This is a genomic window from Piscinibacter gummiphilus (assembly GCF_002116905.1).
GTDB classification, from domain to species: Bacteria; Pseudomonadota; Gammaproteobacteria; order Burkholderiales; family Burkholderiaceae_C; genus Rhizobacter; species Rhizobacter gummiphilus.
Genome location: NZ_CP015118.1, coordinates 3230986 through 3242830 on the forward strand (window position 1 = coordinate 3230986; position 11845 = coordinate 3242830).

The 11845-nt window shown below is 69.4% G+C and carries 10 protein-coding genes and 1 pseudogene; 6 read left to right on the plus strand and 5 right to left on the minus strand.

What is annotated here, in order from left to right:
- The gene (locus A4W93_RS14435) at positions 1–1092 is read left to right on the plus strand and encodes an ABC transporter ATP-binding protein (RefSeq protein ID WP_085751262.1); all 1092 of its coding nucleotides are present in this window, start codon (positions 1–3) and stop codon (positions 1090–1092) included.
- Positions 1093–1262: 170 nt separating this feature from the next.
- On the plus strand, positions 1263–2465 hold the full coding sequence (locus A4W93_RS14440) for a carbohydrate porin (protein WP_085751263.1): 1203 nt from the start codon (positions 1263–1265) through the stop codon (positions 2463–2465).
- Between the two features lie 207 nt (positions 2466–2672).
- Here A4W93_RS14440 and A4W93_RS14445 read toward each other — a convergent pair whose 3' ends face one another.
- The gene (locus tag A4W93_RS14445; RefSeq protein ID WP_099959904.1) at positions 2673–4955 is read right to left on the minus strand and encodes a heavy metal translocating P-type ATPase; all 2283 of its coding nucleotides are present in this window, start codon (positions 4953–4955) and stop codon (positions 2673–2675) included.
- A gap of 62 nt (positions 4956–5017) precedes the next feature.
- On the opposite strand from A4W93_RS14445, the gene cadR reads away from it, so the two are divergent.
- The gene (gene cadR, locus A4W93_RS14450) at positions 5018–5464 is read left to right on the plus strand and encodes a Cd(II)/Pb(II)-responsive transcriptional regulator (RefSeq protein ID WP_085751264.1); all 447 of its coding nucleotides are present in this window, start codon (positions 5018–5020) and stop codon (positions 5462–5464) included.
- Positions 5465–5494: 30 nt separating this feature from the next.
- On the opposite strand, the gene A4W93_RS14455 is transcribed toward cadR, so the two are convergent.
- Positions 5495–5776, minus strand: a complete 282-nt coding sequence (locus tag A4W93_RS14455) for a hypothetical protein (protein ID WP_085751265.1) — start codon at positions 5774–5776, stop codon at positions 5495–5497.
- A 558-nt stretch (positions 5777–6334) separates the two neighbouring features.
- On the opposite strand from A4W93_RS14455, the gene A4W93_RS14460 reads away from it, so the two are divergent.
- Positions 6335–6688: a hypothetical protein gene (locus A4W93_RS14460; RefSeq protein WP_157131658.1), complete on the plus strand. Its 354-nt coding sequence runs from the start codon at positions 6335–6337 to the stop codon at positions 6686–6688.
- Between the two features lie 212 nt (positions 6689–6900).
- Here the strand turns inward: A4W93_RS14460 and A4W93_RS14465 are convergent, their stop codons facing one another.
- The 3 genes and pseudogenes from A4W93_RS14465 to A4W93_RS14475 all read right to left on the minus strand — a co-directional run.
- Complete coding sequence (locus A4W93_RS14465) at positions 6901–7428, minus strand: GNAT family N-acetyltransferase (protein ID WP_085751267.1); 528 nt, start codon at positions 7426–7428, stop codon at positions 6901–6903.
- Between the two features lie 62 nt (positions 7429–7490).
- Positions 7491–8672, minus strand: coding sequence for a type IV pilus twitching motility protein PilT (locus A4W93_RS14470; protein WP_157782160.1), 1182 nt, complete (start codon positions 8670–8672; stop codon positions 7491–7493).
- Between the two features lie 161 nt (positions 8673–8833).
- Positions 8834–9265: pseudogene (locus tag A4W93_RS14475) on the minus strand (lytic transglycosylase domain-containing protein); the annotation flags it as partial.
- Positions 9266–9454: 189 nt separating this feature from the next.
- Here A4W93_RS14475 and A4W93_RS14480 point away from each other — a divergent pair.
- Positions 9455–10687 carry a flavin-dependent oxidoreductase gene (locus A4W93_RS14480; RefSeq protein WP_085751270.1) on the plus strand — a complete coding sequence of 411 codons (1233 nt, stop codon included), beginning with the start codon at positions 9455–9457 and terminating at the stop codon, positions 10685–10687.
- Positions 10688–10729: 42 nt separating this feature from the next.
- The gene (hppD, locus tag A4W93_RS14485; RefSeq protein WP_085751271.1) at positions 10730–11836 is read left to right on the plus strand and encodes a 4-hydroxyphenylpyruvate dioxygenase; all 1107 of its coding nucleotides are present in this window, start codon (positions 10730–10732) and stop codon (positions 11834–11836) included.
- Positions 11837–11845 lie beyond the last annotated feature (9 nt).

Below are 11845 nucleotides of genomic sequence, written 5' to 3' on the forward strand. Positions count from 1 at the left end.
ATGGCATCGCTCACCCTGCGCGGCATCACCAAGCGCTACGAAGGTTCCATCGATGTCATCCGCGGCATCGACCTCGACATCGCCGATGGCGAGTTCGCGGTGTTCGTCGGCCCGTCCGGCTGCGGCAAGTCGACCATGCTGCGCATGATCGCCGGCCTCGAGGACCTGACCGACGGCGAGATCCACATCGGCGACCGCCTGATCAACGACGTCCCGCCCGCCCAGCGTGGTGTGGCGATGGTGTTCCAGAGCTACGCGCTGTACCCGCACATGACCGTCGGCGAGAACATGGGCTTCGCGCTCAAGCTCGCCGGCCAGAGCAAGGCGGAGATCTCCGCTGCCGTGGGCCGGGCCGCGGAGATCCTGCAGATCACGCACCTGCTCGACCGCAAGCCGAAGGCCCTGTCGGGCGGGCAGCGGCAGCGGGTCGCCATCGGCCGCGCCATCGTGCGCAAGCCGGGCGTGTTCCTGTTCGACGAGCCGCTGTCGAACCTCGACGCGTCGCTGCGCATGCAGATGCGCATCGAGTTGTCGAAGCTGCACAAGGAACTGGGCAGCACGATGATCTACGTGACCCACGACCAGGTCGAGGCCATGACCCTCGGCGACCGCATCGCCGTGTTCAACGCGGGCCGCATCGAACAGGTGGGCACGCCGCTCGACCTGTACGCGCGCCCGGCGAACAAGTTCGTGGCCGGCTTCCTGGGCTCGCCGCGCATGAACTTCATCCAGGTGACCGGCCACGAGCGTGCCGCTGGCGGCACGCGCCTGCGCGTCGACCCGGCGGGCGCCATCGACGTGCCGGGCGGGTTCGCGATGGCCCCGAGCGGCCCGCTGATGCTGGGCATCCGCCCCGAACACCTGGGCGTGACCCGGGTGGAGGAGGGACTCGCCGCGCGCATCGACCTGCTCGAACACCTGGGCGACTCGATGCTCGTGCACGCGACGCTGCGGGGCACCGACAACACGGTGTCGATCCGCGTGCCCGCGAGCCACACGGGCCTGCGTGCCGGCATCGACATCGGCCTCGCGCCCCAGTCGTCGCAAGTGCTGCTCTTCAGCGAGGCCGGCGAAGCCCTGGCCCTGCACTGATCGAAAGGACGTCCCGGAACGTTGATTCAACCCATTCGTCCGGTGCGCGTTTCCGGGGCGCGCAGCGGACACCTTTCTCGCACGGCGGAAGTTTCCCATTCGCCGCCGGGCAGGACGTCATCGCCACGCAGGCGAACAAAACCTCACTACACACACGACGAGGAGTTACCGTGAAAAAGAAGCGTCTGATCATTGCCCTGGGGCTGGCCGGCATCGGCACCGCCGCGATGGCCGCCCCGCCGGTCGAGTTCTCCGGCTACATGCGCGCCGGCGTGGGCGTGAACGCCCGTGGCGGCACGCAAGTCTGCTTCGGCCTGCCCGGGGCCGACACGAAATGGCGTCTGGGCAACGAATGCGACTACGTGATCGAGCCGAGCTTCAACTCGAAGATCGCCGAGTACGAAGGTTCGGACTGGCACGTGCACTTCATGCCCAGCGCGTACCGCGCCTGGGGCGACAACGAGTTCAACGTGCCCGCCGGCAAGCGCGGTGACGAACTCGTGACCCGCTTCGGCCAGGTCTACACCTACGGCAACAACATCTCGGTGCTGGGCAACGGCAAGCTGTGGGCCGGCCGCCGGTTCTACAACCGCCTGCAACTGGGCATCAACGACCAGTTCGTCGAGAACAACGACGGTGACGGCGCGGGCCTGGAAGACATCAACCTGGGCTTCGGCAAGCTGAGCCTGGCGCTGATGATGAACCCGAGCAACGCCTCGAACGACAACCGCCTGACGATCCCGCTGCGTCTGACGAACATCAAGACGAACCCGAACGGGGAACTCGCGGTGTACGTGACCGGCCAGGACAACGTCCAGACCGAGAACCAGCTGACGGGCGTGGACCCGGCCGAAGTCGCCAAGCGCGGCACGATCGGCGTGTACCACTCGCAGAACGGCGTGCTGGGCGGCAACCTGTGGCTGGGCGCGAAGTTCGAGAAGCAGGCCGACCAGAAGATCTGGCGCATCATCGGCCAGGAGCAGACGCAGTACGGCAAGACCGCGATCGACTTCATCACCGAGTACCGCAACAAGAGCGCGGACAACAACCTGGGTGACAAGTGGTTCTCGATCGGTGCGCGCACGGACACGTACATCTCGGGTCCGTTCCGCTTCCTGGCCGAGCTGGGCCACGACCAGATCAAGCCGGACGTGGGCGACACCCGCCGCCTGACGAAGCTGACGCTGGCCGGTGCGGTGTCGGCAGGCAACACGGCGGGCTCGCGCCCGACGATCCGCCTGTTCGTCACGCAAGGCTGGTGGAACGAAGCGGCCCGCCTGGCGATGGTGGCCGACAAGTCGCGCACCGCCGAGGTGTACGGCGACAAGAAGTCGGGCACGTCGATCGGCATCCAGGGCGAAGCCTGGTGGTGATCTGATGAGCGGGGCCGCAGGGCCTCGCTCATACACTGTTGAGGTGAATCGCCGGACGTGAAGCTGTTGCGGTTGGGGGAAACCAACGTGACTCTCCTCGTCTTCCGGCGCCGGCAGATCCCGGCGTCGAGATCGTCCGGCGATGTTGATGGCGAGGCCTGCGGGCCTCGCCATCCTTTTGAGTCATGTCGGCCTCGACGTGATGCCTCAGGTGTCCGAACGGCTCCGGACCAGCCGGAGTCCGTTCGCCACCACGATGAGCGTGGCGCCCATGTCGGCGAACACCGCCATCCACATCGTGGCGCTGCCGAAGAGGGCCAGCACCATGAAGACCCCCTTGATGCCCACGGCGAGCACGATGTTCTGCCACAGCACGCCATGCGTGCGCCGCGAGAGGCGGATCGTTTCCGGAAGGCGGCGCAGGTCGTCGTTCATCACCACCACGTCGGCCGCCTCCATGGCGGTGTCCGTGCCGGCCGCGCCCATCGCGAAGCCGATGTCGGACCGGGCGAGGGCGGGCGCGTCGTTGATGCCGTCGCCGGCCATTGCCGTGAGGCCGTGACGGCGCTGGAGTTCCTCGATCGCCACGAGCTTGTCCTGCGGGAGCAGGTCGCCCCGCACTTCGGCGATGCCGGCCTCGGCCGCGATCGTGCGGGCGGTGGCGGTGTTGTCGCCCGACAGCATCACGGGCACGACGCCCAGGGCCAGCAGGTCGGCAACGGCGTCGCGTGAACCCGGCTTGAGCGTGTCGGCCACGGCGAACAGGGCGATGACCCCCCGGTCGTCGGCAAGCAGGCTGACGGTGCGCCCGAGGGCCTCCTGCGCAGCGAGGCGCGCTTCGAGCTCGGGGGAGCCCAGGGCACGCTCCTTCACGAGGCGGTGGTTCGCGAGCGTGTAGCGCGTGGCGCCCACGACACCTTCCACACCGCGACCGGGCAGGGCGGTGAAGCCGTCCACGGCGAGGCGTTCGCCCGGCAAGCCGCCGGCGATGGCGAGCGAGACCGGGTGATCAGAACGGCCGGCCAGGCTCGCGGCGATGGCCGGGGCATCGAGGCCCTCCTCGGGACGCAGCACCTCCTGGTGCACGAGGGTCGGCTTGCCCGACGTGATCGTGCCCGTCTTGTCGAGCGCGACCACCTTCAGCGACCGGGCCGACTCGAGGTAGGCGCCACCCTTGATCAGGATGCCGCGGCGCGCGCCGGAGGCCAGAGCACTGACGATCGTGACCGGGGTCGAGATGACGAGGGCGCAGGGGCAGGCGACCACGAGCAGCACGAGGGCCTTGTAGACCGCGTCCAGCCAGCCGATGCCCATCAGCGTGGGGGCCAGCACCGCCACCGCGACGGCAATCGCGAACACGGTCGGTGTGTAGACGGCGGCGAACCGGTCGACGAAACGCTGTGTGGGCGCCCGCGTGGACTGGGCCTCCTCGACCGCGTGGATGATGCGCGCGAGGGTGGTGTTGGAGGCGGCGGCGGTGACCCGGAACGCCAGTTCGCCGGCCTGGTTGATGGTGCCCGCGAAGACGACGTCACCCGCGGCCTTGTCGACCGGCAGGCTTTCGCCCGTGACGGGAGACTGGTCGATGGTGCTCGAGCCGGTGGTGACCACGCCGTCGAGCGGCACCCGTTCGCCCGGGCTGATGCGCACGACGGCTTCCAGCGGCACGGCGGTCGACGCCATGCGGGTCCAGGTGCCGTCGGGCTGCTGCACCTCGGCCTCCTCGGGAGCCAGCGCGAGAAGGCCCTCGATGGCGTTGCGTGCACGGTCCGCGGCGCGGGCCTCGATCAACTCGGCGATGGCGTAGAGCGCCATCACCATCGCGGCCTCGGGCCATTGGCCGATCACGAACGCACCGGTCACGGCCACCGTCATCAACGCGTTGATGTTCAGGCGGCCGCGCCGCAGCGCCGCGAACCCCTTCGTGTACGTCTCGACGCCGGCCAGCCAGATCGCCACGGCTGCGACCGCGAGGCCGGCCCACTTCAGCGCGGGCGCGTCACCGAAGAAGAGGTGCAGCGACTCGGCACCGAGCGCGAACAGCAGGGCCAGGGCGAGGCGCTTCACGCCGGTGGAGGCGCCATGATCGTGGTCGCCGTGGGAATGGTCGTGACCGTGGTCATGGTCGTGCGCATGGTCGCCCTCGGTGTGCGCGTGCGGCGCCGGTGCGCTGCCGAGCGGCTGAGGTGCGAAGCCCGCGGCCCGGATGGCTGCCAGCGCTGCAGGAATCACCTCGGGCGCGGCCCGGATGGCCAGCGTGCGGGCCCCGAGCTGGAACCGCAGCCCTTGGATGCCGGCGACCGGTTCCAGGGCGCGGCGGATCTCGCCTTCCTCCACGGGGCAGTCCATCGTGGGGATGCGGAAGGTGGTGCTGTCGGGGACGACGGGTGCCTGGGGCACCTCCGCCGCGGGGGCCGGGGCCGAACACCCTCCGCCGCAGCAGGCGGACGGGGGCGGCGGGGTGATGTTCAGGCGGGTGCGGGAATCCATGACGCGATTACAAACCCTGTAGCGGGTGTAGAGTCAAGCCGCATCTTTTCGAGAGGGTTTCCATGAAGATCGGCGAACTGGCGCGCCTGACGGGCACCGCGGTCGAGACCATCCGCTTCTACGAGCGGGAGGGCTTGTTGCCCGAGGCCGCCCGCACGAGCGGGAACTACCGCGTCTACGGCGACGATCAGGCCGAGCGCCTGGCGTTCATCCGCCGGTGCCGTTCGCTCGACATGACCCTCGGCGAGATCCGGGCGCTGCTGGCGTTCAAGTCGGCGCCGCAGGAGAACTGCCAGGGTGTGAACGAACTGATCGACGAGCACATCGGGCACGTGGCGCGGCGCATCGACGAACTGAAGTCGCTCGAGGCACAGCTGCGCCAGCTGCGTCACCAGTGCAACGCGGAGGACGCCGCGGCTGGCTGCGGCATCCTGAAGGAGCTGTCGGAGGGGCTGGGCGGGGCGGCGGACGCGCCGGCCGTGTCGCGGCACGTGCACGGCACCCACTGATACCCCGCCCGGGGGCTCAGGCGCGGCCGGTCATTCGAAGTCGGAGCGGCGCCGGCCGAACGGCTTGGTCGCCCGCGGCACCGCGTTCGAACTGCGGCCCTCGCGCTGGGCCCGCATGGCGGCATCGATCTGGTCGTCGAAATCGTGGTCGAAGTGGGCGTTGCGCAGGGCGTCGTGCAACGCGGCGTCGTTGCGGTTGGAGCGGATCCAGCGGTAGCGGTCCGCATCGGTCGGCGGCTGGGCCTCCCCGAAGGCGGAGATGGGGCCACGGGTGGCGGTGTCGTGATCATCGTCATGGCCGGGACGATTCATGGGCTTCCCCTGCGTGCGGTGCGGGTCGGGCCTCCCTTGGCCGCCCTGGCTCCAAGTATCCGGCAGATTCCGGCGCTTCGGACATCTCTGCACACGAATCCCGCTTCAAGACGATGAAATCCGGGTGGCGAAAGGGCTGCTCGGCCGAGGGCGTTCGCGCGGTGCCGCGCTTATCCTGACCAGGCTTTCCGTCGACGTGATGTCGACTCGCCTGCTCCCCGTCACGGAGCCTTCGTCCCACCTGCCCGAAGCAGGTGGTCTGCCCCGCCGGGATACCGTTCCCGCGCGGGAGGGGTGGCGTCGGGGTGTCCAGCCCAGGAGCCCGCCCATGTCCCCTTGATGTCCTGACCCCCGCCCGGTTCTCCGAACCGGCGTTCGATCGCCCCATGCCGCCGCGGAGCCTTCGGGCCCCCACGTGACATGGCCGGCCGCCATCCGCGCCTCCGGCTCGGTGGCGCGGTGCCGGCACCTTCTTTTTCCCTTCGGGGGGTGGACACACCTCCCGTGCGGGGAAGCCGTGTCCGCCTTTTTTGTTCACCGCACAGAACGGAAGAGACGATGCACACGAAACCTTCGCGCCACATGCTCCCGTCGCGCCCTCCGCGGATCGCCCGCGGCGTGTCCCGGTCCGCCATGGCCCGGCAGTTCCACCGCTACCTCGCGTCGGCCAGCGCGCGCCGCGACGCACCGCAAGACCCTCGCCAGGGCATGGGGTGCGGCCGCCACCTCGCCCGGCTGATCGCCCGCGACATCCGCGTCGTGCAGACGTTCGAAGACCACGCGTGGGTCATTGGGCGGCTGTGGGACTCGGGGGAAGTGGAGACCCTGTTCCGCGTCGCCGCGTCCGGGCTGTTGCACGGGCTGGCGCGGGAACTCTATCGCCTGGCCATCGAACTCTGGCTGGGCCAGTGACGGGCCGGCGATGAGCCGTGAAGCAGGCGCCCGGTTCTGCCGGGTTGCCCGCTCCGCGGAACGCTGACAGAAGCGTTCGGCGTCGAACGGCGAGGCGAGGGGGGTGACCCTCTCGCCTCGTCTTTCGGTCCGCGATCCGAGAGCGCCGAGGGGCGAAGGGCGAAGGGCGAAGGGCGAAGGGCGAAGGGTGGTCCGCTGAGGGCGCGCCGGGTTCAGAGGAACAGCGCCAGGCTGAGGTCGTCGACCCAGGCGCCGTCGCGCAGCCGAACGCGATGTTCCAGCCGGCCTTCCTCGGTGAACCCCATGGCGTGGTAGAGAGCGATGGCCGGGGTGTTGCTCGCGCGCACGAGCAGCTCGATCTTGTGGGCCGAGGAGGCCGTGCGGGCCCACTGCAGCAGGTCGGCCAGCAGGGCCCGGCCGTGGCCGCGCTGCCGGTAGCCCGGGTGCACACACAGGTCCAGCCGCAGCACGTGCGACAGCGCCCGCGGCGCCATGGGCCACAGCGAGCCGTGGGCCACGAGATCGCCGTGTGCCTCGGCCACCTGGTAGCGGGCGTGTCCCAGCGTGGCCTGCTGGATGCGTTCGCGGAACGCGTGCACGTCGAGTTCGTCGGCGTGTGACACGAGCAGCCCTTCCTCGGACGCCACGGTGAGCTGCTCGGCCCGGCACAGCCGTTCGGCCTCCTCGGGCCGGGCGGGGCGGATCGTGCGGGATGGGTTGCCGGAAGGCGATGCGGACATGGGCTTGTGGCGGAGGGCAGGTGGCGGGCCGCGGGAGGCGCAGGCGGCGATGCCAGCGCCCCTCAGCGCTGCGCCAGCTTGCGCTTGAGCCCCGGCATGTCCGAAGTTTCCCGCATGGCCTCGGCCGCGTCCACCTCGCCCTGCTTCACCAGATCGGCCAGCCGCGTGTTCATGCTGATGAACTCGCTGGCGCCCAGTTTCTCCTCCCGGATGGCGGCCTCGAGGCCGATCCAGTCGCCCGACTCGATGAACTGGGTGACCTTGCCCACGTTGAACAGCACGTCGGCCGCCAGCAGGTAGCGGTCGCCCTTGACCGACGGCACGAGGGCCTGGCGCACCACGCCGATCAGGCTGCCGGCCAGCACGGACCGCAGCACCACGGCGTTGTTGCCGGTGTAGCTGAGGATCTTGCGCAGGGTGCCGGTGGTGGTGCGGCCGTGCATGGTGGCGAGCATCAGCGAACCCGATTCGCCGCCCTGGATCACCACCTCGGCCGTCTCCGAGTCGCGGATCTCGGAGGTGAGCATCACGTCGGGGCTCATGCGCAGCGAGTCGCGCATGCCGTCGGCGAACGAGGTCACGTCGTAGCCCACCTCGCGCTGCGTCACCATGCACTTCTGCGGCACGAGCTTCAGTTCCACGGGGTCCTCGATGGTCACGATGTGGCCGGAGTGGGTGCGGTTGTGGTGGTCGAGGATGGACATGGCCGTGGCCGTCTTGCCCGCCCCGGTGGGACCGGTGATGGCCATGAAGCCGGACGTGGCCTCGGTGAGCGTGGACCGCAGCTGCACCGGCAGCGCGAGCTGGTTCAGCGGCGTGATGGCGGCCGGGGTGATGCGCATGGCCAGACCCAGCTGGCCGCCCGCGTGCAGGAACAGCGTGTACCGCAGCGAATGCGCGCCCAGGCCGTCGAGCCGGAAGTTCGCGGTGCGGCGCGACTCGAGGATGGGGCGCAGCTTCGTGTCCCAGTAGTGCTGCACGTTCTCGTGGCGCACCTCGCCCTCGACGTAGCCGGCGAGGTAGCACACGATGTGCTCGCGGGTGACCACGAAGTCGGGGATGGACGGGAACAGTTCGTGCAGCGGCCGGGTGCCCTTGGCCGACTTGGCCATCATCGGGCGCCCCTCGTGGATCATGATGTCGGTGATGGAGTGCGCGAACAGCAGCGCATGCCGCACCGACGAGGCGATGCCCTGGCGCACGTCGGTGGACAGTTGCACGTCGCTGGAGGTGAAGTGGTTCATGGCGGACTGGCGAGGGTGTCGCCGGAGGTGGATCTGGCAAGGAGGGCGCCGTCGTCGAAGACGGGGGCGTCGAGTGGGGCGGCCGCAGGCAACGAGGCAAGGGCCGGGGCGGCGGACCGCCGCGGCGCCAGCGTCGCGGCCGCGGGGTAGGGCAGCGGCCCGGCCGGCACCACCCGCCATCGCATCAGCACCGACACGATGGCATTGGCGTACCAGGCCGCACGGGCCGGCGTGTTCGAGTGGTACGCGCCCACGGCCCGCCACGTGTTGCCATGGCGGTCGACCTGTTGGCGGTAGTGCCACGCGGCCACCTCGGACGACACGCAGCCGTCTTTCAGCGCGCGGGCGTCGATGCCGTGGCGCACGAGCCGGGGCAGGTGGATGCTGTTGATCTGGAACGCCCCGATGTCGCGCGTGCCGTTGCGGTTGAGCGCCTCGGCCTCGGGCCGCAGCCGGCTTTCGTGCCAGCCGATGGCGCGCAGCACGTGGGGGTGCACGCCGTGGCGGTCGGCCGCGTCGTCGATGCAGTCGGCCCATGCGGGCGACACCACCGGCAGGGCAAGCAGCAAGACGAGACAGGACGGAAGTTTCAACGCGTGTTCCTCGGGCCGCACATCGGGCCCGCAGATTGTTGCGTCGATCCGGGTCCGCTCCGCAGCGTGAGCGGGCTGGAAACTAGGGGGTTCCGCAGGGTGTCGGGGCGTGCTGGTTTTCCACCATGGCGACACATTGTTATCCCACATAACATTTGCGCATCGTCAAACTTTCCGGATGGGTCGCGGATGAAAGTCGGGATCGTCGGCGCGGGGATCGGCGGCTTGTCGCTGGCCCTGATGCTTCACCAGCGGGGCATCGAATGCGAGGTGATGGAGGCAGCGGCCGAACTGCGGCCGCTCGGGGTCGGCATCAACCTGCTGCCCCACGCCATGCGCGAGATGGCCGACCTCGGTCTGCAGCCGGGCATCGCCGAACTGGGCGTCGAGACGTCCCGACTCGCCTACTACAACCGCCACGGACAACCCATCTGGCAGGAGCCTCGGGGCATCGCCGCCGGCTACGCCTGGCCGCAGTACTCGGTGCACCGCGGGGAGTTCCAGATGCTGCTGGCCGCCACCGCGAAGGAACGCCTGGGCACCGGTGCGCTTCACCTGGGCCTCAAGGCCGAGGGTTGGGAAGACGATGGCGACGGCAGCATCGTGCTGCTGCGCGCCCGTGACGGGGCGCTCGAACGCCGCCGCTTCGACGTGCTGGTGGCCGCTGACGGCATCCACTCCGCCATCCGCCGCCAGATGCACCCGCAGCGCGATCCGCTGCAGTTCTCCGGCCGCATGCTGTGGCGCGCGGTCAGCGAGGCGGAGCCCTACCTCGACGGCCGCTCCATGTTCATGGCGGGCCACCAGGACCAGAAGTTCGTCGCGTACCCCATCTCCGAACCGCTGCGCCGTCGCGGCCGCTCGCTGATCAACTGGATCGCCGAACTGCGCGTGTCGCCCGAGAGCATGCACAACGACTGGAACCGCGAGGTGCCGAAGTCGCTGTTCGACACGCAGTTCGCCGACTGGCGCTGGGGCTGGATCGACATTCCGGCGCTCATCGACACCGCCGAGGCCGTCTACGAATTCCCGATGGTCGACAAGGACCCGCTGCCGCGCTGGGTGTCCGGCCGCACCGTGCTGCTGGGCGATGCCGCCCACCCGATGTACCCCATCGGCTCCAACGGCAGCGCCCAGGCCATCCTCGACGCCCGCTGCCTCGCCGACCGGCTGCAGGCCGCCACCACGCCACCGCAGGGCCTGCTCGAATACGAGGCCGACCGCCTCCCGAAGACCGCCGCCATCGTGCTGCGCAACCGGCTCAACGGGCCGGAGCAGGTCATGCAGATCGCCCACGAGCGTGCGCCGCAGGGCTTCACCGACATCCACCAGGTGATTCCCGCCGAGGAACTCGCCGACATCGCGCTGCGCTACAAGCGCCTCGCGGGTTTCGATCCGCAATCGCTCGCCGCGCCCCGCTAGCATTCCCCTTCTCCCTCGTTCTTCCGACCAAGGAGCATCGACATGGCCTTCCAGACCTGGGACAACCCGATGGGCACCGCCGGCTTCGAGTTCATCGAGTTCGCCGCGCCGGACCCGGCCGCGATGGGCGCGACGTTCGAACGCATGGGCTTCAAGGCCATTGCACGGCACCGGCACAAGAAGGTCACGCTGTACCGGCAGGGCCAGATCAACTTCCTGATCAACGCCGAGCCCGACTCCTTCGCGCAGCGCTTCGCGCGCCTGCACGGACCCTCGGTGTGCGCCATCGCGTTCCGGGTGCAGGACGCCAACCAAGCATACCGCCGCGCGCTCGAACTGGGTGCGTGGGGCTTCGACGGCCAGAGCGGCCCGATGGAACTCAACATCCCCGCCATCAAGGGTGTGGGCGACTCGCTGATCTACCTCGTGGACCGCTGGCACGGCAAGGACGGCGCCGCGCCCGGGGCCATCGGCAACATCAGCATCTACGACGTCGACTTCCTGCCGCTGGCCGCCGGCGCCGATCCGGAGCCGGAGGGCCACGGCCTCAAGGTCATCGACCACCTCACCCACAACGTGCACCGCGGCCGCATGCAGGAGTGGGCGCAGTTCTACGAGCGCCTCTTCAACTTCCGCGAGATCCGCTACTTCGACATCGAGGGCCAGGTGACCGGCGTGAAGTCGAAGGCGATGACGTCGCCGTGCGGGCTGATCCGCATCCCGATCAACGAGGAGGGCAAGGAGCAGGCCGGGCAGATCCAGGAGTACCTGGACGCGTACCACGGCGAGGGCATCCAGCACATCGCGCTGTCGTCGACGGGGCTCGTGAAGACGGTGGACGCGATGCGCGCCAACGGCATCCAGCTGCTCGACACGCTCGACACCTACTACGAGGCGGTGGACACGCGCATCCCCGGCCACGGCCAGGACCTGCAGGCGCTGCGCCAGCGCAAGATCCTGCTCGACGGCACGAAGGAGGCGCTGCTGCTGCAGATCTTCACCGAGAACCAGTTCGGGCCCATCTTCTTCGAGTTCATCCAGCGCCTGGGCAACGAGGGCTTCGGCGAGGGCAACTTCAAGGCCCTGTTCGAGTCGATCGAGCTCGACCAGATGCGCCGTGGCACGCTCGCCACGAAGGCGACACCCTGATCCCGCGAC

Coding starts and splice junctions, on each gene's coding strand:
- A4W93_RS14435 (WP_085751262.1), top strand. CDS start 1: ATGGCATCGCTCACCCTGCGCGGCATCACCAAGCGCTACGAAGGTTCC.
- A4W93_RS14480 (WP_085751270.1), top strand. CDS start 9,455: ATGAAAGTCGGGATCGTCGGCGCGGGGATCGGCGGCTTGTCGCTGGCC.
- A4W93_RS14455 (WP_085751265.1), bottom strand. CDS start 5,776: ATGAATCGTCCCGGCCATGACGATGATCACGACACCGCCACCCGTGGC.
- A4W93_RS14465 (WP_085751267.1), bottom strand. CDS start 7,428: ATGTCCGCATCGCCTTCCGGCAACCCATCCCGCACGATCCGCCCCGCC.
- hppD (WP_085751271.1), top strand. CDS start 10,730: ATGGCCTTCCAGACCTGGGACAACCCGATGGGCACCGCCGGCTTCGAG.
- A4W93_RS14470 (WP_157782160.1), bottom strand. CDS start 8,672: ATGAACCACTTCACCTCCAGCGACGTGCAACTGTCCACCGACGTGCGC.
- cadR (WP_085751264.1), top strand. CDS start 5,018: ATGAAGATCGGCGAACTGGCGCGCCTGACGGGCACCGCGGTCGAGACC.
- A4W93_RS14460 (WP_157131658.1), top strand. CDS start 6,335: ATGCACACGAAACCTTCGCGCCACATGCTCCCGTCGCGCCCTCCGCGG.
- A4W93_RS14445 (WP_099959904.1), bottom strand. CDS start 4,955: ATGGATTCCCGCACCCGCCTGAACATCACCCCGCCGCCCCCGTCCGCC.